This is a genomic window from Streptomyces sp. CNT360 (assembly GCF_000424785.1).
The window spans coordinates 957,481-981,422 of the sequence record NZ_AUKO01000001.1 but is presented as its reverse complement, the minus strand read 5'-3'; the positions used below and the strand labels follow the sequence as shown (position 1 = coordinate 981,422).

Annotated in this window: 17 protein-coding genes and 1 pseudogene; 12 read left to right on the top strand and 6 right to left on the bottom strand. The window is 73.3% G+C overall.

The window, feature by feature from the left end:
• Positions 1-129: 129 nt before the first annotated feature.
• From H297_RS0104160 to sucD, 5 genes are all read left to right on the top strand, one after another.
• Complete coding sequence (locus H297_RS0104160) at positions 130-1,233, top strand: ATP-binding protein (protein ID WP_027736020.1); 1,104 nt, start codon at positions 130-132, stop codon at positions 1,231-1,233.
• Positions 1,230-4,208 carry a DUF5682 family protein gene (locus H297_RS34390; protein ID WP_486589390.1) on the top strand — a complete coding sequence of 993 codons (2,979 nt, stop codon included), beginning with the start codon at positions 1,230-1,232 and terminating at the stop codon, positions 4,206-4,208. The genes H297_RS0104160 and H297_RS34390 overlap by 4 nt, the downstream gene beginning before the upstream one ends.
• 102 nt (positions 4,209-4,310) lie before the next feature.
• Positions 4,311-5,516 (top strand): VWA domain-containing protein, encoded by a 1,206-nt coding sequence (locus H297_RS0104150; protein ID WP_027736019.1) that lies wholly within the window; start codon positions 4,311-4,313, stop codon positions 5,514-5,516.
• A 413-nt stretch (positions 5,517-5,929) separates the two neighbouring features.
• On the top strand, positions 5,930-7,102 hold the full coding sequence (sucC, locus tag H297_RS0104145; protein ID WP_027736018.1) for an ADP-forming succinate--CoA ligase subunit beta: 1,173 nt from the start codon (positions 5,930-5,932) through the stop codon (positions 7,100-7,102).
• Between the two features lie 36 nt (positions 7,103-7,138).
• Positions 7,139-8,023, top strand: a complete 885-nt coding sequence (gene sucD, locus H297_RS0104140) for a succinate--CoA ligase subunit alpha (protein ID WP_027736017.1) — start codon at positions 7,139-7,141, stop codon at positions 8,021-8,023.
• A 94-nt stretch (positions 8,024-8,117) separates the two neighbouring features.
• Here the strand turns inward: sucD and H297_RS40135 are convergent, their stop codons facing one another.
• The gene (locus H297_RS40135) at positions 8,118-9,896 is read right to left on the bottom strand and encodes a sigma factor-like helix-turn-helix DNA-binding protein (protein ID WP_051351467.1); all 1,779 of its coding nucleotides are present in this window, start codon (positions 9,894-9,896) and stop codon (positions 8,118-8,120) included.
• Between the two features lie 75 nt (positions 9,897-9,971).
• On the opposite strand from H297_RS40135, the gene H297_RS34380 reads away from it, so the two are divergent.
• Positions 9,972-11,876 (top strand): cell division protein PerM, encoded by a 1,905-nt coding sequence (locus H297_RS34380; protein WP_199787133.1) that lies wholly within the window; start codon positions 9,972-9,974, stop codon positions 11,874-11,876.
• 93 nt (positions 11,877-11,969) lie between these two features.
• Here H297_RS34380 and H297_RS0104125 read toward each other — a convergent pair whose 3' ends face one another.
• Positions 11,970-12,989: a hypothetical protein gene (locus tag H297_RS0104125; RefSeq protein WP_027736016.1), complete on the bottom strand. Its 1,020-nt coding sequence runs from the start codon at positions 12,987-12,989 to the stop codon at positions 11,970-11,972.
• Between the two features lie 292 nt (positions 12,990-13,281).
• Here H297_RS0104125 and purN point away from each other — a divergent pair, with 292 nt between their 5' ends.
• Both purN and purH read left to right on the top strand, forming a co-directional pair.
• On the top strand, positions 13,282-13,944 hold the full coding sequence (gene purN / locus H297_RS0104120) for a phosphoribosylglycinamide formyltransferase (RefSeq protein ID WP_051351465.1): 663 nt from the start codon (positions 13,282-13,284) through the stop codon (positions 13,942-13,944).
• Positions 13,937-15,544: a bifunctional phosphoribosylaminoimidazolecarboxamide formyltransferase/IMP cyclohydrolase gene (gene purH / locus H297_RS0104115; RefSeq protein ID WP_027736014.1), complete on the top strand. Its 1,608-nt coding sequence runs from the start codon at positions 13,937-13,939 to the stop codon at positions 15,542-15,544. The genes purN and purH overlap by 8 nt, the downstream gene beginning before the upstream one ends.
• Positions 15,545-15,679: 135 nt before the next feature.
• Here the strand turns inward: purH and H297_RS0104110 are convergent, their stop codons facing one another.
• Both H297_RS0104110 and H297_RS0104105 read right to left on the bottom strand, forming a co-directional pair.
• Positions 15,680-16,300, bottom strand: a complete 621-nt coding sequence (locus tag H297_RS0104110) for a hypothetical protein (RefSeq protein WP_027736013.1) — start codon at positions 16,298-16,300, stop codon at positions 15,680-15,682.
• 246 nt (positions 16,301-16,546) lie between these two features.
• Positions 16,547-17,305 (bottom strand): hypothetical protein, encoded by a 759-nt coding sequence (locus H297_RS0104105; protein ID WP_027736012.1) that lies wholly within the window; start codon positions 17,303-17,305, stop codon positions 16,547-16,549.
• Positions 17,306-17,497: 192 nt separating this feature from the next.
• Here H297_RS0104105 and H297_RS0104100 point away from each other — a divergent pair, with 192 nt between their 5' ends.
• The 4 genes from H297_RS0104100 (at position 17,498) to H297_RS0104085 (ending at position 21,672) form a co-directional block, all read left to right on the top strand.
• Complete coding sequence (locus H297_RS0104100; RefSeq protein ID WP_027736011.1) at positions 17,498-18,367, top strand: bifunctional methylenetetrahydrofolate dehydrogenase/methenyltetrahydrofolate cyclohydrolase; 870 nt, start codon at positions 17,498-17,500, stop codon at positions 18,365-18,367.
• Between the two features lie 7 nt (positions 18,368-18,374).
• Positions 18,375-19,028, top strand: coding sequence for a DUF3017 domain-containing protein (locus H297_RS34375; RefSeq protein ID WP_078513711.1), 654 nt, complete (start codon positions 18,375-18,377; stop codon positions 19,026-19,028).
• Positions 19,029-19,313: 285 nt separating this feature from the next.
• Positions 19,314-20,498: a helix-turn-helix domain-containing protein gene (locus tag H297_RS0104090; protein ID WP_027736010.1), complete on the top strand. Its 1,185-nt coding sequence runs from the start codon at positions 19,314-19,316 to the stop codon at positions 20,496-20,498.
• 184 nt (positions 20,499-20,682) lie between these two features.
• Positions 20,683-21,672 carry a malate dehydrogenase gene (locus tag H297_RS0104085; RefSeq protein WP_027736009.1) on the top strand — a complete coding sequence of 330 codons (990 nt, stop codon included), beginning with the start codon at positions 20,683-20,685 and terminating at the stop codon, positions 21,670-21,672.
• Positions 21,673-21,886: 214 nt separating this feature from the next.
• Here H297_RS0104085 and H297_RS0104080 read toward each other — a convergent pair whose 3' ends face one another.
• Together H297_RS0104080 and H297_RS34370 are read right to left on the bottom strand one after the other, a co-directional pair.
• Positions 21,887-22,315 carry a MarR family transcriptional regulator gene (locus H297_RS0104080; RefSeq protein WP_051351517.1) on the bottom strand — a complete coding sequence of 143 codons (429 nt, stop codon included), beginning with the start codon at positions 22,313-22,315 and terminating at the stop codon, positions 21,887-21,889.
• A 408-nt stretch (positions 22,316-22,723) separates the two neighbouring features.
• A pseudogene (locus tag H297_RS34370) lies at positions 22,724-23,926 on the bottom strand (MFS transporter); the annotation flags it as partial.
• Between the last annotated feature and the right edge of the window lie 16 nt (positions 23,927-23,942).

Sequence of the window (23,942 nt, the reverse complement as noted above, 5' to 3'; positions counted from 1 at the left end):
GGGATGCACAGTGGTTCACGGAGCGGTCGAAGCGCTGCGGCGCGGACTTCGCCGTTGGCCGCCCCATGCCTTTTTCTGCCGTGTTCCGAAGTCGATTTCCGTACCCGAGCCCTGCGTCGAGGGGGAGTTGTGATCGAGAGCCATCACGCGGAACAAGCCGTGCTGCGGCCCCACGCCGAGGACGCGTTCGCGGACGAGCTGGCGGCCCTCGCCGAGGTCGACGACAGGCCGCGGCCCGCCCGGTGGCGGCTGTCGCCGTGGGCCGTCGCCACCTATCTCCTCGGCGGCGAGCTGCCGGGAGGCACGGTCGTCACACCGAAGTACGTGGGCCCGCGCCGCATCGTCGAGGTCGCGGTCTCCACGCTGGCCACCGACCGGGCGCTGCTGCTGCTCGGCGTCCCGGGCACGGCCAAGACATGGGTGTCCGAACACCTGGCCGCAGCCGTCAGCGGAGACTCCACGCTGCTGGTCCAGGGCACGGCCGGCACGGCGGAGGAGGCGATCCGCTACGGCTGGAACTACGCGCAGTTGCTCGCCCAAGGCCCCAGCCGGGAGGCGCTGGTCCCCAGTCCGGTGATGCGGGCGATGGCCGAGGGCATGACGGCGCGGGTCGAGGAGCTGACGCGTATCCCCGCCGACGTGCAGGACACGCTGATCACCGTCCTGTCCGAGAAGACCTTGCCGATCCCCGAGCTGGGGCAGGAGGTGCAGGCGGTCAGCGGGTTCAACCTGATCGCGACGGCCAACGACCGGGACAGGGGGGTCAACGAGCTCTCCAGCGCCCTGCGCCGCCGCTTCAACACGGTGGTCCTGCCGCTCCCTGAGACGGCCGAGGCCGAGGTGGAGATCGTGGCGCGCCGTGTGGGGCAGCTCGGCCGCTCCCTGGAACTGCCGCCCGCCCCCGAGGGATACGACGAGATCCGCCGGGTGGTCACCGTCTTCCGCGAGCTGCGCGACGGCGTCACCGAGGACGGCCGTACGAAGGTGAAGTCACCCTCGGGCACGCTCTCCACCGCCGAGGCGATCTCCGTCGTCACGGGCGGGCTTGCGCTGGCCGCACACTTCGGTGACGGCGTCCTGCGCGCCGGTGACGTGGCCGCCGGCATCCTGGGCGCCGTCGTCCGCGACCCGGCGTCGGACCAGGTGGTGTGGCAGGAGTACCTCGAAGCGGTCGTCCGCGAACGCGACGGCTGGAAGGACTTCTACCGCGCCTGCCGAGAGGTGTCCGCATGACAGGTGCGCACGAGGCGGACGCCGCCGCTACGACGGTCACCAGGCAGAAGGACGCGCGGGCAGGGCGGGGTGTGCCCGGACCCCTGCTGCTCGGGGTGCGGCATCACGGTCCGGGCTCGGCCCGTGCGGTCCAGGCCACGCTGGAGACCTACCGGCCGCGCGTCGTTCTGATAGAGGGCCCACCGGAGGGGGACACGGTGGCCCGACTGGCGGCGGCCGAGACGATGGTGCCGCCGGTGGCGCTGCTGGCGCATGCCGCCGACGAACCGGGGAAGGCGGCGTTCTGGCCGCTGGCGGAGTTCTCGCCGGAATGGGTGGCCATCCGTTGGGCCGTGCGGCGCGGGGTCCCGGTGCGCTTCATCGACCTGCCCGCGGCCCACACCCTCGCGATGACCGACGCGGACGACGAGCCGCAGCCGGAGGGACCAGAGGGACCAGAGGGAGCAGGGGAAGCAGGACAAGGGGGAGAAGAGACGGTCCCTGGCGGCCCCCACGGGGGTGGAGCCGCCGGGGACGACGCACCCGGCCAGGTGCCGGACGTCCCGGCGGCGGGGCCTTCCGTCGCGCCGCCGTCGGGCGCGGATCGGCAGGATGTGCGCCTCGATCCGCTGGCAGCTCTCGCCGAGGCTGCCGGGTACGACGACCCGGAACGGTGGTGGGAGGACGCCGTGGAACACCGGCGGAGCGACCGGCCGCGCCGACGGTCGCCCGGCGCCACCACCACGCCACCCGGCGCCGTCGACGCCTCCGGTCCTGACGCCTCCGGTCCCGAGGCCGCCCTCGGCGCCGAAGGCGCCTCCGGGCCGGTCGACCCTTCCGGCCGAGACGACGCCTCCGACCCCTATGTGCCGTTCGCCGCCCTGGGGGAGGCCATGGCGGAGGTGCGGGCGGTGCACGGGGACGGCGGCCACCGCCGGGACCTGATCCGTGAGGCCCACATGCGGCTGCAACTGCGAGCGGCGGTCAAGGAGTTCGGCGAGGCGGCGGTGGCCGTCGTCTGCGGCGCCTGGCACCTGCCCGCACTCGCCGAGCGGACGACGGCGACCGCCGACCGTCGGCTGCTCAGGGGGCTGCCGAAGGTGAAGGCGGAGATCACCTGGGTGCCCTGGACGCACCGCCGCCTGGCTCGCCGGTCCGGATACGGCGCGGGGATCGACTCGCCCGGCTGGTACAGCCATCTGTTCTCGGCGCCGGACCGGCCGGTCGAACGGTGGATGACGAAGGTGGCCCGGCTGCTGCGGGAGGAGGACTACTCCGTCTCGTCCGCGCATGTGATCGAGGCGGTACGGCTGGCGGAGACTCTGGCGGTCGTCCGGGGCCGCCCCCTGGCCGGGCTGACCGAGACGACCGACGCGGTACGGGCCGTGCTGTGCGAGGGTTCGGACGTGCCGCTGGGGCTGATACGGGACCGGCTGGTGGTCGGCGACGTCCTGGGCGAGGTGCCCGCAGACGCACCGGCCGTCCCCCTCCAACGCGACCTGGAGCGCCGGCAGCGAGCCGTCCGGCTCAAGCCGTCCGCCACCGAGCGCGACCTCGACCTCGACCTGCGCAAGGACACCGACGCTGCCCGCAGCCGCCTGTTGCACCGGCTGCGTCTGCTCGGCGTCGACTGGGGCGTCCCCGCACACTCCCGCACCGGTAGCACCGGAACGTTCCGCGAGACGTGGCAGGTGCGCTGGGAACCGGAGCTGTCCGTGCGGGTGGCCGAGGCCGGCACCTGGGGCACGACCGTGTACGAGGCGGCTACGGCCAAGGCCCGCGCCCGGGCCACGGACCCGGGCGACGGAGCGGCCACGCTCGCGGACGTGACGGCGTCGGCCGAGCTCTGCCTGCTGGCCGACCTGCCCGACGCGCTGCCCGTGGTGATGCGGGTGCTGACGGACCGCGCCGCGCTGGAGGCCGACGTCGGTCACCTCGCACAGGCGCTCCCCGCCCTGGTGCGGAGCCTCCGCTACGGGGATGTGCGGGGCACCGACGCCGGAGCCCTCGCCGAGGTGGCCGGGGGCATGGCGGAGCGCGTGTGCGTCGGACTCCCGCCCGCCTGCGCCGGGCTCGACGGCGACGCCGCCCACGACATGAGGGGCCACCTCGACGCGGCGCACCAGGCGGTACACCTGCTGACCCGCGCCGGGCAGCCCTCCGGCGTCGGCCCCGGCCTGCTGGACAGGTGGCGGGGGGTGCTGCGCACGCTCGCCGAGCGCGACCGGATACCCGGACTGCTGCGCGGACGGTGCGCCCGACTGCTGCTCGACGACGGCCAGTTGCCGGACGAGGAGGCGGAGCGGCTGATGAGCCTCGCCCTCTCGCCGGGTACGCCGCCCGGTGAGGCGGCCGCCTGGATCGAGGGTTTCCTCGCGGGCGGCGGGATGCTCCTCGCCCACGACGAGCGGCTGTTGAGGCTGGTGGACGGATGGCTGACGGACGTTCCCGGGGAGGCGTTCACGGACGTGCTGCCGCTGCTGCGCAGAACCTTCGCCGAGTTCGAGGCGGGCGTGCGGCGGACCGTGGGCGAGCTGGTGCGGCGCGGAGGGACGGAAGAGCGCGTCGCGGGGGTGTCGGACCCCGGGGAGGGGCTGCCCGGATTCGGCCCCGGCCTCGACACGGAGCGGGCCGACGCCGCACTGCAAACGGTACGGCTGCTGCTCACCGGCACCACCAGCGCCACCGGGATCGCCGGTGGCAAAGGGGCCTCCGGGGCCATCGAGCCCACCGGGACGACCGAGGCCACCAGAACCGGCGGGACCACTGGGGCCACCGGGGCTGACAGGGCCGCCGGAATCACCGGGACTACCAGGGCCGCCGAGACGGACAGGGCCGGTGGGTCCACCGGCTCTTCCAGATCCGGCGGGAGCACCGGGACGGACAGGACCGGCGAGGCAACCGGCGCCACCAGCGCCACCAGCGCCACTGGTACCACCGGCGCCACCGGACCCGTCCGGACGAGCCGGTCCACCCGGTCCGCCGGGGCGGTGTGAACCCGGACGTCCGGTGCGGTCCGAGAGACCGCGGTGCGAGCGGGAGCGGAGCAGTTGCGTGAGGCGGGCGAGCGGCACGGACATGAGAGAGGAGGCGCAGACATGACGGGACGTCAGGACGAGGCAGGGGCGTCTGCCGGCACGCCGGAGCCGGAACGGCTGCGGCGCTGGCGCATGGTGCTCGGGGGCGGCGAGGCGGACGGCACCGGCTGCACGCTGGGCGCCGCGGACAGCGGCATGGACCGCGCGCTGGAGGCCGTCTACGGCGGCGGCTCCGGCACAGACGGCCACGGCAGCGGCCCCGGCGGAAGCGGCCGGTCGGGCGGCAGCGGTGGGCTCGGGGGGTCCGCCCCGCACGTGTCGCGCTGGCTGGGCGACATCCGTACCTACTTCCCCAGCTCCGTGGTGCAGGTCATGCAGCGGGACGCCATCGACCGGCTGGGCCTGTCCTCGCTGCTGCTGGAGCCGGAGATGCTGGAGGCCGTCGAACCGGACGTCCATCTGGTGGGCACGCTGCTGTCGCTCAACAAGGCGATGCCGGAGACCAGCCGGGAGGCCGCCCGCGCGGTGGTCCGCAAGGTCGTGGCGGAGCTGGAGAAGCGGCTGGCAGCCCGTACGCGTTCGACGCTCACGGGGGCGCTGGACCGCTCGGCCAAGGTCAACCGCCCCCGGCACCGGGACATCGACTGGGACCGCACCATCCGGGCGAACCTCAAGAACTACCTGCCGGAGTACCGCACGGTCGTCCCGGAGCGGCTGGTCGGTCACGGGCGGGCCGCGCAGTCGGTCAAGAAGGACGTGATCCTGTGCATCGACCAGTCCGGCTCGATGGCGTCGTCGGTCGTCTACGCGTCGGTCTTCGGTGCGGTGCTGGCGTCGATGCGCACGCTGGACACGCGGCTCGTCGTGTTCGACACGAGTGTCGTGGACCTGACCGACGAGCTGGACGATCCGGTGGACGTGCTGTTCGGCACCCAGCTCGGCGGCGGCACGGACATCAACCGGGCGCTGGCCTACTGCCAGTCGCGGATCAGCCGGCCGACGGAGACGGTGGTCGTGCTGATCAGTGACCTGTACGAGGGCGGGATACGCCAGGAGATGCTGAAGCGGGTGGCCGCGATGAAGGGGGCGGGTGTTCAGTTCGTCACGCTGCTCGCCCTCTCCGACGAGGGCGCGCCGTCCTACGACAGGGACCACGCGGCGGCGCTCGCCGCACTGGGCGCACCCGCCTTCGCCTGCACGCCCGACCACTTCCCGGAGGTGATGGCGGCGGCGATCGAGAAGCGCCCCCTGCCGGTGCCGGACTAGGCCCTGCCCGGAGCGCCTCGCGTGCCCCGGACGGGGGCGTGCTTGCCGGACCTGCGACTCCGGCGGCGACCTCTCGGGCTCGGCAGGGGACAGGCACCCCGTGAGGGGCCGTGGGGGACTGCGCGGTCAGGCACGACGCACCCGCCCGCAGTCCGTGAGCTTGGGGCAGGGGCATCCCCTCACCGGCACAACGGGGTGGCGCACCGGAACAACGGGGCAGCCGCGCCCGCACAGGGCGACCCCCGTGCTGTGACCGTTGTCACCGCGTATGTGTGAGGTGCGATTTAGGCAGCGCACGCACGCAGAGCTAACCTGCAAGGCGGACATGCCGCGCGACCCGTGGACGCCGCGGCCCTGCGGCACGCCCACGCTGACAACGACCGCGAGACCACTGATTAAGGGGACGGACGCGCGTGGACCTGTTCGAGTACCAGGCGAGGGACATCTTCGCCAAGCATGACGTACCGGTGCTGGCCGGTGAAGTCATCGAGACACCAGAGGCGGCGCGCGAGGTGACCGAGCGGCTCGGCGGCCGGGCGGTCGTCAAGGCGCAGGTGAAGACCGGCGGTCGCGGCAAGGCGGGCGGCGTCAAGCTGGCCTCGGACCCGGCGGACGCGGTCGAGAAGGCCGGGCAGATTTTGGGCATGGACATCAAGGGCCACACGGTCCACAAGGTGATGCTGGCCCAGACCGCGGACATCGCGGAGGAGTACTACGTCTCCTTCCTGCTGGACCGCACCAACCGCACCTTCCTGGCCATGGCGTCGGTCGAGGGCGGCGTGGAGATCGAGGAGGTCGCCGCCACCAAGCCGGAGGCGCTGGCCAAGATCCCGGTGGACGCCATCGAGGGCGTCACCGAGGCGAAGGCCCGCGAGATCGCCGAAGCGGCGAAGTTCCCGGCCGAGCTGGTCGACCAGGTCGCGCAGGTGCTGATCAAGCTGTGGGACGTGTTCGTCAAGGAGGACGCCCTCCTCGTCGAGGTCAACCCGCTGGTCAAGACGGGCGACGGCAAGGTCATCGCGCTGGACGGCAAGGTGTCGCTGGACGCCAACGCCGACTTCCGGCAGCCCGACCACGAGGCCCTGGAGGACAAGGCCGCCGCCAACCCGCTGGAGGCCGCGGCCAAGGCCAAGGGCCTCAACTATGTGAAGCTCGACGGTCAGGTCGGCATCATCGGCAACGGCGCGGGCCTGGTCATGTCCACCCTCGACGTCGTCGCCTACGCGGGCGAGGCGCACAACGACGTCAAGCCGGCCAACTTCCTCGACATCGGTGGCGGAGCCTCCGCCGAGATCATGGCGAACGGCCTGGAGATCATCCTCGGTGACCCCGACGTCAAGTCGGTCTTCGTGAACGTCTTCGGCGGCATCACGGCCTGTGACGCGGTCGCCAACGGCATCGTGCAGGCGCTGGAGCTGCTCAAGTCCAAGGGCGAGGACGTCAACAAGCCGCTGGTCGTGCGCCTCGACGGCAACAACGCCGAGCTGGGCCGCAAGATCCTGACCGACGCGGCGCACCCGCTGGTGCAGCAGGTCGACACCATGGACGGCGCGGCCGACAAGGCCGCCGAGCTGGCCGCCAAGTAAGCCCGGACGAGACCGAACGAGGACACCGACAACACCATGGCTATCTTCCTCACCAAGGAGAGCAAGGTCATCGTCCAAGGGATGACCGGCTCGGAGGGCCAGAAGCACACCAAGCGGATGCTGGCTTCGGGCACCACCATCGTCGGCGGCGTGAACCCGCGCAAGGCGGGCACGAACGTCGACTTCGACGGCACCGAGGTGCCGGTCTTCGGCGGCGTCAAGGAGGCGATGGAGAAGACCGGTGCGGACGTCACCGTCATCTTCGTCCCGCCGAAGTTCGCCAAGGACGCCGTCGTCGAGGCGGTCGACGCGGGCATCGGCCTGGCCGTCGTGATCACCGAGGGCATCGCCGTCCACGACACCGCCTACTTCTGGGACTACGCCTCCCAGAAGGGCAACAGGACGCGGATCGTCGGCCCGAACTGCCCGGGTCTGATCACCCCCGGCCAGTCGAACGCCGGCATCATCCCGTCCGACATCACCAACAGCGGCCGCATCGGCCTGGTCTCCAAGTCGGGCACGCTGACGTACCAGATGATGTACGAGCTGCGGGACATCGGCTTCTCCACCTGCGTCGGCATCGGCGGCGACCCGGTCATCGGCACCACGCACATCGACGCCCTCAAGGCGTTCGAGGCCGACCCGGACACCGACCTGATCGTCATGATCGGTGAGATCGGCGGCGACGCGGAGGAGCGCGCGGCGGACTTCATCAAGGAGAACGTGACCAAGCCGGTCGTCGGCTACGTCGCGGGCTTCACCGCCCCGGAGGGCAAGACCATGGGCCACGCCGGCGCCATCGTCTCCGGCTCCTCCGGCACCGCGCAGGCCAAGAAGGAGGCCCTGGAGGCCGCGGGCGTGAAGGTCGGCAAGACCCCGTCCGAGACCGCCCGCCTGGCGCGGGAGCGCCTCAGCGCGTGAGCATCCGACGGCGCCCCGGCACCGGCGACCGGTGACCGGCGCCGGCCGGCGGTGACTGCTTGACGGGCCCGCACCCCGCGAGGGTGCGGGCCCGTCAGCTTCTCCAGCCGCTCTGCTCCACGCCGCCGCTCTCCATGCCCGCCGCCGTCTCCCGCCCTGTCTCCGTCTCCGTTTCCGCTCCCGGTTGCCGCTGCGGGGTGGTTTGCTGCCGGTGGTCGCGCAGGTGCACGCGCTCGTTGGCGGAGCGGAGTTGGGGCAGGTAGGCGTGGGTGGTGGGCACGGGCGGCGTCCTCCTGGCGCGGTCCCGGCGGCCCGGTTCGCTCGGCCGCGCGGCATCGGATGCGGCCCGGCCGGGGAGGAAGGCCGGGGCGAACGTACGGGGCGGCACCTGTCCCGGCTCTTCCGCGGCCCGGCCCGTGTCCGTCGTCAGCAGGGTGAAGACCGTCGCCGCCGCCACGGTCGCCGTCAGTCCGACCGAAGCCCGCGTCCACAACCGCGTCGTACGGAGGCTGCCGTGCCGCACGAGGCGGGGCGGCAGCGGGTGTACCGGCTGGGCGACGGCCAGTTGACGCAGTGCGGCCGCAAGGACGGCGCCGCGCCGACGGCGGGGCGTCTCCCGCAGCAGCGGCCAGACCTCCTCCAGCGCCGCCCGCCCGTGGGTCACGCGCCCGGCGGCCGCCTCGGTGCTGCACTCCACCTCCGCGGCGGTCTCCGGCAGCGTGAGGCCCAGCCCGTAGTGCAGCAGCAGCGCCGCCCGGTAGCTGCGCGGCAGCCCCAGGAACATCTCCAGCACCGCCCGCTCCCCGGGCGGCCCCGCATACGCCTGCGGGGCACGGCGACGCGGGTGGAACTGGTGCCAGGGGGAGAGCGCGTACTCGTACACCGTCGTGCGCACCGTGCGCGTCGGATCGCCTGCCGCCAGCACCCTGGGCCAGCGCTGCCAGGCCTGGTGGAACGCCCACCGCACCGCCCGCTCGGCCACCCGCCGGTGCCCCGAGAGCAGGAACGCCTGACGGGTGAGGGCGCGTGCCTGCCACAGGTACAGCTCGTCGAACGCCTCCACCGGGTCCGACGGCAGCGGGTGGGACAGCACCGCTGTCGCCACGAAGTCGTCGACGGGTTCCGACACCGTCGAGGTCACCGCGACGCGCGGTTCCGGTTCGCTGTGCGGGGTGGGCGACGGAACCCGCGGTGCCGCCGCCTTCGGCTTGAGCTCGCTCCGCGGAGTAGGCGCTGTGGGCCCCGTCTCCGCTGCGCTCTCACCCGCTTCGAGGGACGGCAAAGCCGCGGCCTCGCTCGCGTCGGAAGGTCTCCCGGCCGCGGCGGCCTCTCCCTCGCCGTCCTCGCCGTCCTCGCCGTCCTCGCCGTCCTCTTCCTTGTCCTCGTCGCGGACCTCCTCCAGCCCGACGGGCCCCACCTGCTCGGAAGCCTTTTCCGTCTCGGCCGACTCAGCCCCGACACAGCCTTCTTCGGGACCGGGGCTCTCCTTCGCGTCGGACGGCTCCGCCTGCGGCTTCGCCCCCTGCGCCGCTCCTGGCGCACCGGCCCCCTCCGCGAGACCCGGTGCGCCCACGGTCTCAGGGGCACTGTCGGCCGCGGACCCGTCGGCTTCCGCCGCCCCCGCGGGCTCCGTCAGCTCGGCTCGGGAGTCGTCGGGGAGCTGTTGCCGCCGGGGGGTGGAGGGCTTGCCTCGCCGGTTCTTCCTCCGCCTCTTCCGCCCGCCGCGCCTCTCGGCCACCTTGCCCCCGGGGGCGGCGACGGGTGACGGCTCGTCGGACGCTTCCGGACGGGGGCGGGTGCGCGGGTGCGACGACGCGCCGGTGGCCGCGGCCGCCTCCGTGGGCGCGGCCGCAGGGGTCGAGGGAAGATGCATGCCCCTAGCTTGTGCGACACAGCGACAAAATGCCCGCTACCAGGGCAAAACGGGTGTTGTTGGCAGCATGGCGGTGTGAGCCAATTGACGCACCGCGGTCCCTCGTTGTCCTCGGGCCGTGGCCACCCCCGCTCCCTGCCCCTGACCAGCGGCTGGCTGCTGGGCGGCGCCGTGGCGGCGGCGATCGGCCTCGGCGCCTTCGCCGTGGTCGTCCTGCTGCTGTGGACCGTTTCGCCGTACCCGGACAGCGACGCCGGCGCCGCCCTGCGTACCGCGGCGAACCTGTGGCTGCTCGCGCACGGGGTGCATCTCGTACGGCACGAAACGCTCTCCGGTGCCGCGGCACCCATCGGGGTGATGCCGCTGATGCTGACGGCCGTACCCGTGTGGCTGCTGTGGCGCGCCACGCGTGAGGGCCTCGACACGCGGATGGCGGCGGCCACCGGGGCCACCGGGTACGGGCTCGGGCGTGCGCGCGGAGACGCGCACGCGCAGGGCTACGGGACGGCCGCCGTCGCCGGCTGGGTGGCGGGCGGCTACCTTCTCGTCACCGCGGGCGCCGTCGCCTACGCCTCCGGCGGACCGGTCGAAGCGGAGGCCACCAGCACGGGATGGCGCCTTCCGCTGTTCGTCGTCGCGGTGACGGGCTTGTGCGCGGTCCTCCACGCCCAGCGCCGTGCGGTCGCCTCCGCGTGGACGGCGCTCTCCGCGCAGCTGCCCGAGACCCCGCGGGTCCAGGTGTCGGGCCTGCTGCGGCTGCTCACCCGCGAGCGGCTGATCGTCGCGGTCCAGGCGGGCGGCGCCGCCACGGTGGTGCTGTGCGGCGGGGGAGCGTTCTTGCTGGCTGCGTCCCTGGTGTGGGACCTGCGAGCCGTCTGCGCCGCCTTCCCCCAGCTCACCGACACCGTCTCCGGACAGTTCGCGATCCTCGTGCTGGCCGTCGCGCTGCTGCCCAACGCCGTGCTCTGGGCCACTTCGTACGGGCTCGGTCCCGGCTTCACGCTCGGCGGCGGCAGCCTCGTGTCTCCGCTGGCCACCACCGGCGCGCCGCACCTGCCGCCGTTCCCGTTGCTGTCCGTCGTACCGGCGGAGGGCTCCGGCGGTGTGCTGGAGTGCTGCCTGGCGGGGACGGTCCCGCTGCTGGGCGGACTGATGTGCGGGTGGTGGGTGGGCCGTTCGCATGTGGCGGTCGGGCGGCGGGAGACCGCCGACGCCGCACCGGCGAGCGGCGAGCCGGGCGCGGAGTCGGGGGCCGGGCAGCAGGCCGCCCCGGGCGTCGGCTGGCGGGCCGTCATGGTGACGGTGCCGCTCGCCGCCCTTCTGTGCGGTACCGCCCTCGCGCTGTGCGCGGCCTCCGCGAGCGGGGCCCTCGGCAACGCCGCCCTCGCGCACGTGGGCCCGACCTGGTGGCAGACGGGCGGGGCCGCCTGCGGATGGATGGTCCTCGTCGGGCTGCCGACGGCGCTGACGGTGCGGTGGTGGACGCGGTTCACCGGCCGCAGGGCGGCAGCGGCGGCGGCACGCGCGGTGGAGGCCGCCGCCAAGGCGGCGGCCGGGTACGGCCCGGATGCCGCCTGGCACGCGGACGACGTCCGCCGCCTGCGCTGGACCGCCATGCGGGAGGCCTCCGGCGGGCTGATGGCCCCTTTCGAGCCGGTCGTCTCCCCAGGGCACGCGTTCCTCGCCCGGTCCGACGAGGACAGGGGCGGGGCCGACGGCGACAAGGCGACCGACGGGGCCGACGATGCGAAGGGCGGGGCCGACGCGGCGAGGGGCGGGGGCCACAAGGGCGAGGGCGTTCCCGGCCACGAGGCGTGCGACGGCCCCGCCCACCCGGCGACCACCCCCGAGCCGCAGCCCGCACCCGACCCGGATACCACCACTGCCCCCGACCCGGGCACTGCCTCGGTACCCGAACCGGGCACCGCCCCCGGTCCCGATGCCGGCCCCGCCGTCGACCCCGTCACCGGCAAGGTGTGAGCGCTCAGCGCCTCACGGCGTGCGCCTCACGGCGTGCGCCTCACGGCGTGCGCCTCACCTCGCGTGTCCTTTCTCTCTGACGCGGCGGGCGTCTCACCTGTTCTCCAGAAGGGGCCGCAGCTCCTCCGGAAGGAGCCGCTTGCAGTCCTCGCGGGAGGACTGGGTCAGTGCGTCGCTCTGACAGGTGTAGAAGTCGTCGTAGGTGAACTGGAACGCGTACGAGGCCGCGACGATCACCAGCGTCAGACCGGCGGTGACCAGCCCGCTGACGGCCGCAGTCCGCTTGGCCTTGGCCGCCTGCGCCGGGGTGACGGCGAGCGGCACCGACGCCCGTCCGCCGTCCGGACCGCCTGCACCGGCCGGACCGTCGGCCCGCCCCGTACCGGTGTCGTCCAAAGAGGGCCCGCCCGCGGCGCCGTCCCTTCCGTGGCCCTCGGCCTGGCGGTCCGTACCGGCGACGTCCTCCGCCGTCGCGCGCACTCCGCGGTGGCGCTTGCCGCCCTTGCTGTCGCTCTTGCCGCCGCGCTTGTCCGCGTCGGCCTGCGGCAGCTTGCCGCGCAGCGCGCTGACGCCCCAGTAGACGGAGAGGGCCCCCAGCAGCAGGGCGACCTGGACCACGCCGAGCAGGGCGAAGAAGAGGCCCCAGATGCCGGAGTGCAGGGCGTAGCGGGCGTGCCGCTGGAGCGGGTCGGTCGGATCCCAGCGCATGCCGCGCCCACCGCCGGGGCCACCCGGGCCGCCGCCGGGCCCGCCCGGTCCGCGACCGTCGTCGTCCTGCCGGTCGCCGCCGCCGGGCCGTGCCGGGCCGCCGCCGAAGCTGCCGCCCGTCCGCCCCGGCTGTCGGCTGCTCCACCTGCTGCCCCACGCCGGCGGCTGCCCCTCGCCCCCTTCGGACGACCCGGAACCGGAACCCGGGTCCGCGTCAGGACCGGAATCCGCGTCCGGCCCGGAATCCGGTCCTGATCCGTCGTCCGCGCCGTGGGAGTGCCGCTCCGGCTCCCGCTCACGCGGCTGCCACGGCTGGTCCGGCTGCCCCTCCGGCGGTGGCGCGAAGGGGTTGTCCTCGCGGGAGGTGCTGTCGGCGGCGGCCGCACGGCGGCGTCGGTCGGTCATCTGGTGTGTGTCTTCCTCATCGCTTCCGCGTCGCTTCCACGGCCCTGCGGGCCTCCGAGCCCCGCGGGAGCCCGAGGAGACCGCGTCCCTGACGCTACCTTCCGGTTGCGCCCCCGTCCCGTGGGGGCCGTTCCGAGGGCCGGTATGGTTGCCGACGGTCGGACGCTTCGTAGAGTTCCCCGGAATCGGTGGGTCCACGTACTTGTGCGACCACACAATTCCTTCCGATCGCCTCGTTCGCCCCGCCCGTCTCGCCTGAGAGCCCGCCCGTTTCCCGAGAGAGAGCACCGTCGTGGACGCGCACTCCTTCCGTCCCGCCGGCCCCGTGCGTCTCGTCGTCCTGGTGTCCGGTTCCGGCACGAACCTCCAGGCGCTGCTCGATGCCGTGGCCGACCCGGCCGTCGACACCCCGTTCGAGATCGTCGCCGTGGGCGCCGACCGCGCCGGCGTCGAGGGACTCACGCGGGCCGAGCGGGCGGGGGTGCCCACCTTCGTCCGCCGGCTCAGGGACTTCGCCACCCGCGAGGAGTGGGACGCCGCGCTCGCGGAGGCCACGGAGGCCCACGAGCCGGACCTGGTGGTCTCGGCGGGCTTCATGAAGGTGGTGGGTCCGCGGTTCCTGGCGCGCTACGGCGGCCGGTTCCTCAACACGCACCCCGCGCTGCTCCCCAGCTTTCCCGGTGCCCACGGTGTACGTGACGCGCTCGCGTACGGCGTGAAGGTCACCGGGTGCACCGTCCATCTTGTCGACGACGGCGTCGACACCGGGCCCGTGATCGCGCAGCGCGCCGTCGAGGTCCGGGACGAGGACCACACCGACGAGGGTGCCGCTCTGCACGAGCGGATCAAACAGGTCGAGCGACGGCTGCTCGTCGAGGTCGTGGGGCGCATCGCCCGTGACGGCTACACCTTCGAGGGGCCGAACAGAAGAAGGGTACGACTGGGTCATGAGTGAGACTGCTGCCGCCGCAGGCGCCAAGCGGCCGATCCGCCGCGCGCTGGTCAGCGTGTACGACAAGACGGGGCTGGAGGAGCTGGCGCGCGGGCTGCACGCGGCCGGGGTGCAGCTCGTCTCGACCGGTTCGACGGCGAAGCGGATCGCGGAGACCGGGGTGCCGGTCACCCCGGTCGAGGAGCTGACCGGGTTCCCCGAGTGCCTGGACGGACGGGTCAAGACCCTGCACCCCCGTGTGCACGCGGGCATCCTCGCCGACCAGCGTCTGGAAGCGCACCGCGAGCAGTTGGGCGAGCTGGGCGTCGAGCCGTTCGAGCTGGTCGTCGTCAACCTGTACCCGTTCGCCGACACCGTCGCCTCCGGCGCCTCGGACGACGCGTGCGTGGAGCAGATCGACATCGGCGGCCCCTCGATGGTCCGCGCCGCGGCCAAGAACCACCCGTCCGTGGCGGTCGTCGTCAACCCGGACCGGTACGACGACGTCCTCGCTGCGGTCGGGGACGGCGGCTTCGACCTGGCGGCGCGCAAGCAGCTGGCGGGCGAGGCGTTCCGGCACACGGCCGCCTACGACGTGGCGGTGGCGGGCTGGTTCGCCGAGTACACCGCCGAGTACACCGACGAGGAAGGGGCAGCACCCGCGGCTCCTCCCGAGTTCCTCGGCGTCACCTACGAGCGCAAGAACGTGCTGCGCTACGGCGAGAACCCGCACCAGCCCGCGGCGCTCTACGTCTCCCGGGGCGGCTCCGCCGCGGGCGGCGGTCTGGCAGAGGCCGAACAGCTCCACGGCAAGGAGATGTCGTACAACAACTACGTCGACACCGAGGCCGCGCGCCGCGCCGCCTACGACCACGACGAGCCGTGCGTGGCGGTCATCAAGCACACCAACCCCTGCGGCATCGCGGTCGGCGCCGATGTCGCCGAGGCGCACCGCAAGGCGCACGCCTGCGACCCGCTGTCCGCCTACGGCGGCGTCATCGCCGTCAACCGTCCGGTGTCCCGGGCGATGGCGGAGCAGGTCGCGGAGATCTTCACCGAGGTCGTCGTCGCGCCCGGCTACGAGGACGGTGCGCTGGACGCCCTCACCCGGAAGAAGAACATCCGCGTGCTGCGCTGCCCGGAGGCGCCGGCTGCCACCGTCGAGTTCCGGCCCATCGACGGCGGCGGTCTCGCGCAGGCCAAGGACGCCTTCCAGGCCGAGGGCGACGACCCGGCGACCTGGACCCTGGCGGCGGGTGAGGCGCTGGGCGCCGACGAACTGGCCGAACTGGCCTTCGCCTGGCGGGCGTGCCGTGCGGTCAAGTCGAACGCGATCCTGCTGGGCAAGGACCGCGCGACGGTGGGCGTCGGCATGGGCCAGGTCAACCGCGTCGACTCGGCCCGGCTCGCCGTCCAGCGCGCGGGCGAAGAGCGTGCGCGGGGCGCGTACGCCGCCTCCGACGCGTTCTTCCCGTTCCCCGACGGTCTGGAGGTGCTGGCCGAGGCGGGCGTACGCGCCGTTGTGCAGCCGGGCGGTTCGGTCCGGGACGAGCAGGTCGTCGAGGCCGCGAACAAGGCGGGCGTCACGATGTACGTGACGGGAACACGGCACTTCTTCCACTGAGCCCTTCCCCAGCCCCTGCCCTTCCCCGGCACCTCCGGGGTACCTGAACGAGTCGGGCCCCTCTCCGGGAAGACCACGGAGAGGGGCCCGACCCGTCGGTGCGGAAGCCCGGCGTCGGCAGCAGCCGCATCCGCCTCAGTACCGGGGCCGGTTGAACCACTGGCCCGCGGCGCCCAGCGAACAGAACACGATGGTGAGCACGGCGGTGGCCAGCCACAGGAGGTACAGGAAGAGGGGCCCCGCCATGTCCTTGCTGCTGCCCAGCGAGCCGAGGACACCGAGCAGCGGCAGCAGGGCGTTGACCGAGGCTGCGATGATCGCGGTGACCCGCGTGCCGATGCGCCCCTTGCCGAACATGGAAGCGGGCACGATGTGCAGGGCTGCCAGCCCGCCGAAGAACAGGAAGAACAGGAGCGCCACACCGAGAGCGGCGCCCCCCACCGAATCGGCGACGGGCACATCGTCGAGAGCGTCGTTGGCCGCCAGGCCGAAGATCAGGATGCAGACGGCGGAGAGCCCCCACAGGCAACCCGCGACGAAGAGCAGCACGCGTGCCGTGACGACCACGCCGGGCATGCTGACGACCGGCTGCATGGGGCCGCCCGGGTAGCCCGGCATACCGCCCGGGTAGCCGTACTGGAGCTGCACCGCGCCCTGTTGCGGGTAGCCGTACGGCGCGCCCTGCTGCGGTGGTGGCGGCTGCTGCGGCGCCGAGTAGGGGTTGGGGCTCTGCCCTGGGGGCGGCGGATAGCTCACGGGCTGTTCCTCCGACGGTGTTGAGGGAGCGGATCGGGCCGTGGGGACTCCGGAGAACCACGGCCTGCCCTCAGCAATGTCGCCTCCCCCGGCCGGGCGCCGCACCGCCGGCCCATCCTCCAACTGCTCGGCGCCGATCCATCATGGTGCTGGTCGGAGTATCGGACTGTCCAGCCGCGTTGCTGTCCTGTGGCGAATCCGCAACGCGCCGTCAGGACCAGGCCGCGTTCCGCCAGGAAGGCCTGCTCAGACCAACTGCCGCTCCAGCAGCCCCAGGTGCCTTTCCTGCACCAGGTCGAACCTGAGCGCGAACCGCGCCAGGGACGCGTGCGCCGCCCCCGCGTCCTCCGCGGTGCGCAGCCGCAGCTTGACCCGCAGATAGTCGAGGTTCCAGGTCACGGCCGCGGGCGTCACCTCCGGCCACGCGCCGCGCAGCCGTGCGGTCAGTTGCGCGACCGAGGGTGTCGGCGCCGCGGCGTCACCGGAGCGCAAACCTTCCTCACACAGGGCGGCCAGTACGAGGAAGTAGCGGCAGCCGTGGTCCAGGGGGTAGGGGCGGGGAAAGGGGTCGGAGAGCCAGGCGGTCTGCGGCTCGACGGCCACCCCGGGCACGTCGGCCCCGGTCGCCGCCGTCAGGTAGTCGTGGCGCGGCGCCAGGACGTCGAAGCCGCAGCCGGGCCGCGCCTCGTGGGGCGGGCACAGCCGCACCCGTGCGAACTCGAACGGCACCGGTGCGTCGGCCCGGCCCGGTGCGACCCTGATGCGCTCCCCGGCGCCCTCCGGGTTCTCGACGACGTAGGTCTGGTCGCGGCTGAAATTGGTCAGTGTCCAAAAGGCGCCGGTCGCCGTGAGCTCCCCGGCCGCACACGCGACGCGGGGATGGGACAGGGACAGGCCGCCTCCCGTCGGCGCCGCGCGGCCGAACCGCAGCGTGTGGCCCGGCTCCAGTCTGTGCTGTTCCTGCGGGCCCCGGCATCCGTCCGGCACGATGATCACGCTGAACACTCCCGGCACGCTACTGACTCTCCGTACCCGGCCACAACGGAGCGTAGGGAGAGCTGGGCGGCGCATGAACCGACCTTTGCCGTCCCGTTGCCGAGGGGGCGCCGGGCGGGTGAACCGGTCGCACAGGTGGCCGGACGGCTCGCACGGTCACCTGAGTGGAGAGCGGGGGTCCGGATCCGCGAGTATGGGCGTATGACCGCCCAGATTCTCGATGGCAAGGCCACCGCCGCCGCGATCAAATCCGACCTCACCGCGCGCGTCGAGGCGCTCCAGGCGAAGGGCGTCACGCCCGGCCTCGGCACCCTTCTCGTCGGGGACGACATCGGCTCGCAGAAGTACGTCGCGGGCAAGCACCGCGACAGCCGGCAGATCGGCATCAACTCCCTCCAGCGCGAGCTGCCCGCCACCGCGTCGCAGGAGGAGATCGAGGCGGTCGTCCGCGAGCTGAACGGGGACCCCTCCTGCACCGGTTACATCGTCCAGCTCCCGCTCCCCAAGGGCATCGACGTGAACCGGGTGCTCGAACTCATGGACCCGGCCAAGGACGCCGACGGACTGCACCCCACCAACCTGGGCCGGCTGGTCCTCAACAAGACCGCGCCCCTGCCCTGCACCCCCCAGGGCATGCTCGTGCTGCTGCGCCGCTACGGCGTCGAACTGAACGGCGCCCACGTCGTGGTCGTCGGCCGCGGCGTCACCGCCGGGCGTCCGCTGCCGCTGCTGCTGACCCGGCGCAGCGAGAACGCGACGGTGACCCAGTGCCACACCGGCACCCGGGACCTGCCCGGGCTGCTGCGCCAGGCCGACATCGTCGTCGCCGCCGCGGGCGTGCCGCACCTGATCAAGCCGGAGCACGTGCGGGAGGGCGCGGCCGTCCTGGACGTCGGCGTCAGCCGCGACGAGAGCGGCAAGATCGTCGGTGACGTGCACCCCGGGGTCGCCGAGGTGGCCGGCTGGCTCTCCCCCAACCCGGGCGGGGTCGGCCCGATGACGCGGGCCCAGCTGCTCGTCAACGTGGTGGAAGCGGCCGAGGCCGAGGCGGCCGGACCGGCAGCGCGCTGAGGGCGTCATGAGCGACGAGAACGAGCCGAGGACGCAGGGCGGGAACCGGACGGGCGCGAAGGGCGGGCGCGGGACGAGCACGGAGGACCGGAACAGGAACGGGAAAGGGACGCGGGCGGCGCACGGGGCCGACGCGCGGGCGGACGAAGGCATCCCGAACGGAACGCAGGCGAGCGCGAGCAGGACGGGCGAGGCGAACGCGAACGGGACGGACGACGGGAGCGCGAGTGCGACCGGGGGCGGGGACGGAGAGCAGCCGTCCGGTCCGTCGTCGGGCCGCAGGTCGCGCCGCTTCCCGGTGCTGACCCGGGACACCGCCCGGCCCGAGGGCGGCGGACGCGTCGTCGGCGCCCACCGTCCGGCGCCGTACCGGCAGTGGCCGCTGCTGGCGGTGTGCGTGGGCGTGCTGATCGGACTGCTGGTGACCGTGGCCGAGTTCCGCGTCGGCACGCTGATCATCGGCCTGTCCCTGCTGGGTGGTGCGGCGCTGCGTTGGGCCATACCGTCCGTCGGCATGCTGGCTGTCCGCTCCCGCTTCACCGATCTGGTCCTCTACGGCGTACTGGGCCTGACCATCGTCCTGTTGGCTCTGATGGCCCAGCCGGATCCCAAATTGAGGCTCCCGTTCCTCGACACCATCGTGCATTTCACGGTCCGTTGAGACGCTGCCGACGGCGGAAGATGCGGAGGCCACTCGTGTGAGTGGTGCGTGAGGGACATAACGGTGCGGGTCGGGACCGGCTGGCAGACTAGGGGGCGTACGCGTGGACATGGGGGTGTGTGCGGGCACGGGTCCCGGCCCGTGACGGCCCCGTACGCCCCTGCTCCCGGAGCCGTCGTTCCGGCTGCCTGCATCCCCCCTGGGCAGCTTGTACGCACCCCGGGGCCGCGGCGCACGCGGGGGAGAGGAAGGTACACGGCGCAGTCGGGGGACGAGGGGGAGGCCATGCCTCGTTGGAGGTCGCTACCGGAGGATCTGGACCCCCAGATCCGGGAGTTCGCGAACCAGTTGCGACGGCTCGTCGACCGCAGCGGTCTGAGCGTGGCCGGTATCGCCGACCGCACCGGCTACAGCAAGTCGTCCTGGGAGCGCTACCTCAGCGGCCGGCTGCTGCCGCCCCGCGGGGCCACCCAGGCCCTGGCCGAGGTGACGGGCACCGACGTACGCCACCTCGGCACCATGTGGGAGCTGGCCGAACGGGCCTGGAGCCGCAGCGAGATGCGGCACGACACCACGCTGGAGGCCATCCGGATCGCGCAGGCCCGCGCCGCGCTGGACGTGGCCGAGGAGGCGCCCACCAGGAGCCGCAGACGGCGCAAGGACACCTCGCGCCCCGCGAGCGGCCCCGCGGGCACCGGAGCGAGTGGGCCCCGGGTGCCGGGGCCCCGTGGCCGCGCCGACGGCGAAGCAGCAGCCGTCCCCGGCGCATTCCCCGCGTCCCCGCCGCCCCCCGGCCCAGGGGCACCCGCAGCAGACGTGTCCTGCGCCCGCGCCCCCGGCACCGACGTACCCGGCGCCGGTATCCCTGGTACCGACGTGCCCGGAGCGGGCGCACCTGGCGTGGGCGCACCCGGCGACGGAGCTGGTTTCCCGGAGCGGGAGCCCGGGAGACCGGAGCGCGGCGGCGGGGGCCGGCGCAAGGTCACCGTGCTGCTGGCCGCACTCGTCGCCGTGCTCGTCCTCGTTGCGGGAGCGGTGCTCTTCTTCGACCTCGGCAGCGGGGAGAAGGAGAGTGCCGAGCCGAAGCCCTCTCCCACCACGACGGCCCGAAGCCTCCCCGCAGGGGTCGAGTGCGCCGGTAAGAGCTGCTCGGGCAAGGACCCGGAAGCCATGGGCTGCGGCGGTCAGCACGCCGCGACCGTCAGCTCGGCCCGCGTCGGCGGCACCCTCGTCGAGGTGCGCTACAGCGACGTCTGCAAGGCGGCATGGGGCCGGATCAGCTCCGCGCAGAGCCACGACGCGCTGCGGATCACCGGCCCGGGCGGCCAGCGGGAGAGCGACACGGTCACCTCGACGAACGACGCGTACACCGCCATGGTCTCCGCGCCCACGGACAAGGACGCCCGCGCCTGCGCGACGCCGGCCGCGGGCGGCGAGGGCTGCACCACCCCGGGCAGGATGGCGCGGTGACCGGCACACGCGCGCGGCGGCGCACGGCCGGGGGCCGGGCGACCCCGCTCCGGCCCGCCCGGGTGCGCTCGGGGACGGCCCGGGGGTCCGGCGGGTAAGGGGTCGGATAGCCTGGCCGACGGGTCTCTTGATGTAGAGAGACCTCCGGCCACCTGCCAGCCACGTCAAGCACTACGGAGAACGCATGACCCGCACTCCCGTGAACGTCACTGTCACCGGCGCCGCAGGCCAGATCGGCTACGCGCTCCTCTTCCGTATCGCCTCCGGCCAACTGCTGGGCGCCGACGTGCCGGTCAGGCTGCGCCTGCTGGAGATCACCCCCGCGCTCAAGGCCGCCGAGGGCACCGCGATGGAACTGGACGACTGCGCCTTCCCGCTGCTCCAGGGCATCGACATCACCGACGACCCGAACGTCGCCTTCGACGGCACCAACGTGGGCCTGCTCGTCGGCGCCCGCCCCCGCACCAAGGGCATGGAGCGAGGTGACCTGCTGGAGGCCAACGGCGGCATCTTCAAGCCGCAGGGCAAGGCGATCAACGACCGCGCGGCGGACGACGTCAAGGTCCTCGTCGTCGGCAACCCGGCCAACACCAACGCGCTGATCGCCCAGGCGGCGGCCCCGGACGTGCCGGCCGAGCGGTTCACCGCCATGACCCGCCTCGACCACAACCGCGCGCTCACCCAGCTCGCCAAGAAGACCGGCTCCACCGTCGCCGACATCAAGAAGCTGACGATCTGGGGCAACCACTCCGCGACCCAGTACCCGGACATCTTCCACGCGGAGATCTCCGGCAAGAACGCCGCCCAGGTCGTGAACGACGAGAAGTGGCTGGCCGACGAGTTCATCCCGACCGTCGCCAAGCGCGGTGCCGCGATCATCGAGGCGCGCGGCGCCTCCTCGGCCGCCTCCGCCGCCAACGCCGCCGTCGACCACGTGCACACCTGGGTCAACGGCACCTCCGACGGCGACTGGACCTCCATGGGCATCCCCTCGGACGGCTCCTACGGCGTGCCGGAGGGCATCATCTCCTCCTTCCCGGTCACCACGAAGGACGGGCAGTACGAGATCGTCCAGGGCCTGGAGATCAACGAGTTCTCCCGTACCCGCATCGACGCCTCCGTCAAGGAGCTGACCGACGAGCGCGACGCGGTGCGCGGTCTCGGCCTCCTCTGAGCAGCCGCACAGCCGCACAGCCGCCGCCCGGGCGTGCGACCCCGGGCGCGCGCCCGAGCAAGCGCCATGAGAGCGCAGCCGGTAGCGCCATGAGAGCGCGGCGGCCGAGGAAGCCGCGCCGAGGCAGCCCCAGGGCGTCTTCCGGCACGAGGGCCCGCGTGGATCCCAGCAGATCCGCGCGGGCCCTCGCCCGTTCCTGCGGGGAGGCGGGCGGTCAGGCGCCGGGACCGCTGCCGCCCTCGTCGTCCTCCGCGGACATGGCGTCCTCGTACGCCCGCAGAGTGGTCACGACCAGGGCGCGCTCGGCCGGGGAGAGGGTGGTGAGCGCCTGGCGCCAGGCCCCGGCGCCCCGCGCGAGCCACCCGGAGATGGTGGAGCGCTTGTCGGGAGCGATGCTCACGATGCGCCGGCGCCGGTCGTTCTCGTCCTCGCGCCGCTCCAGCACCCCCTTACGGCTCAGCTCACCCACCAGCAGGCTGGCCGTGGTGGGGGCGACGTCCAGCCGGGTGGCCAGCTCGTTGACGGTCATCGGGCCGTCGAACAGGAGGAAGGAGAGCAGCGACAGGTGCCGTGGCGCCAGTGCGAGGGACTGCAGCTCGTCGGGGACGGGGATGCGCTTGGCCCGGCCGACGAGGCGGGGCATCAGCTGGAGCAGGGCCCGCACCGCCTCGTCCTCCGCCAGGCCACCCGGGGTGGCGGGGCGGCCGGTGCCCTCCAGCCGGCCGGCCGTCCGGTGGTCGGGCGGGTGGTCCTCGTCCTGGTCTTCCCTTCTGTGCCCGTCCGTTGACATCGAGCTGGCCTCCCATTAGCTTTGCAACCAAAGATGTTTTGCCACCAAAGAGGAATCGCGGCTTTCGCATGCTAGCCGCCTGATTCCTCGCCTTGCCGACGGGGGAGAGGCCATGCCGCACTGCGAGGTGCAGATTCACGAGGAGGCACTGGGAGGGGCTCTTCCACCACCCCGACCACGTCGGCGCTCCCGTGGAGTTGGTGGCCGCGCTCACGGACGCCGTCGCCGAGGTGCTCGGGGAGCGGATGCGGGAACGGGCGACGGTGCGGCTGGTGGAGGTGCCGGCGGGGCGCTCCGGCGTGGGCGGCCGGCTGGAGTGAGGCCACGCGCCAACCCGAGGGTCACCGCCAGGGAGGCAGCGGCGACGAGGGACATGGCGGTGGCGGGAGAGGTGCGGTCCGCGAGGGCCCCGGCGAGTGTCGCGCCGACGCCCTGCATGGCCAGCATCCCCGACGCGTGCAGCCCCAGCGCGTGACCGCTCAACTCCTCGGGGGTCAGCTCCAGCAGCCGCTCCTGGAGCAGCAGGCTGGCGGCGAACCCGAAGGTCGCCACCGTCACCAGTCCGGCCGCGACAGGCAGTGACGGCCGTAGGCCGAAGAGGAGGAAGGGCGCGGCCAGCAGCGCGAGCATCGGCACGCTGAGTCGGCTGCGCCATCGCCGGGGCACGAAGCGCCCCATGGTGATGTCCCCGGCCAGCATGCCCACCGCACCGCAGGCGAACAGCAGCCCCGCGTCGCGTGGCGCGAAGGGCACATAGAGGGACTCGCACCCGACCACGAGTCCGTTGGGCACCCACAGGCCGAGGTAGACGAAGCGGCGCGGAGAGGAGGACCACAGCAGGGAGTTGGTCCGCCAGGTGGCGGCCACGGAGGGTCGGCCGGTGGCGCGGGGCGGGCGCCGCCGCAGGCCCAGCCACGCGATGCCGGCGCTCGCCAGGTACAGAGCGGCACCGGCCAGCAGAGTGCCGCGCGGTGAGAGGAAGGTGACAAGGGCCCCGCCCAGTGCGTACCCGAAGATCTGGGTGATACCGGTCGACATGTTGAGGACAGAACGCCCCAAGAGGTAACCGTCCTTGGGGAGGATCTCGCTGAGCAGCCCGTAGCGCACGCCGCCTCCGAGCGAGGCCAGTACGCCCAGGACGAGCAGTACGGAGAACGCGGCAGCGATGGGCAGCCCGGGTACGGCCTGTGCCGCCGTGCCGAGGGAGAACGCCAGCGGCAGGGCGCCCAGCGTGGCCCGCGGCGGCACCCGGTCCGCCGCCGACAGCAAGGTCGTCGCCCCGACGAGCTGAGCCAGCGACGGGCCGAACATCGCGAGGGACGAGAGCAAGGGGGAGCCGGTGGCTGTGTAGATGAGCGTGCCCAGGGCCAGGCCGCTGACGGTCTGCCCCGCAACGTGCAGAGCACTGGTGAGGAAGAGAGGAGTGAATTCGGGCGCCCTGAAGAGCGCGCGGTAGGTGCGCATGAGAGGGAGTGTGAGG

What these genes read in the sequence shown, in the direction of transcription:
- H297_RS34390 (WP_486589390.1), top strand. Translation starts at nt 1,230, where the DNA reads ATGACAGGTGCGCACGAGGCGGACGCCGCCGCTACGACGGTCACCAGG.
- H297_RS0104150 (WP_027736019.1), top strand. Translation starts at nt 4,311, where the DNA reads ATGACGGGACGTCAGGACGAGGCAGGGGCGTCTGCCGGCACGCCGGAG.
- sucD (WP_027736017.1), top strand. Translation starts at nt 7,139, where the DNA reads ATGGCTATCTTCCTCACCAAGGAGAGCAAGGTCATCGTCCAAGGGATG.
- H297_RS40135 (WP_051351467.1), bottom strand. Translation starts at nt 9,896, where the DNA reads ATGCATCTTCCCTCGACCCCTGCGGCCGCGCCCACGGAGGCGGCCGCG.
- H297_RS0104125 (WP_027736016.1), bottom strand. Translation starts at nt 12,989, where the DNA reads ATGACCGACCGACGCCGCCGTGCGGCCGCCGCCGACAGCACCTCCCGC.
- purH (WP_027736014.1), top strand. Translation starts at nt 13,937, where the DNA reads ATGAGTGAGACTGCTGCCGCCGCAGGCGCCAAGCGGCCGATCCGCCGC.
- H297_RS0104100 (WP_027736011.1), top strand. Translation starts at nt 17,498, where the DNA reads ATGACCGCCCAGATTCTCGATGGCAAGGCCACCGCCGCCGCGATCAAA.
- H297_RS34375 (WP_078513711.1), top strand. Translation starts at nt 18,375, where the DNA reads ATGAGCGACGAGAACGAGCCGAGGACGCAGGGCGGGAACCGGACGGGC.
- H297_RS0104090 (WP_027736010.1), top strand. Translation starts at nt 19,314, where the DNA reads ATGCCTCGTTGGAGGTCGCTACCGGAGGATCTGGACCCCCAGATCCGG.
- H297_RS0104085 (WP_027736009.1), top strand. Translation starts at nt 20,683, where the DNA reads ATGACCCGCACTCCCGTGAACGTCACTGTCACCGGCGCCGCAGGCCAG.
- H297_RS0104080 (WP_051351517.1), bottom strand. Translation starts at nt 22,315, where the DNA reads ATGCCCCGCCTCGTCGGCCGGGCCAAGCGCATCCCCGTCCCCGACGAG.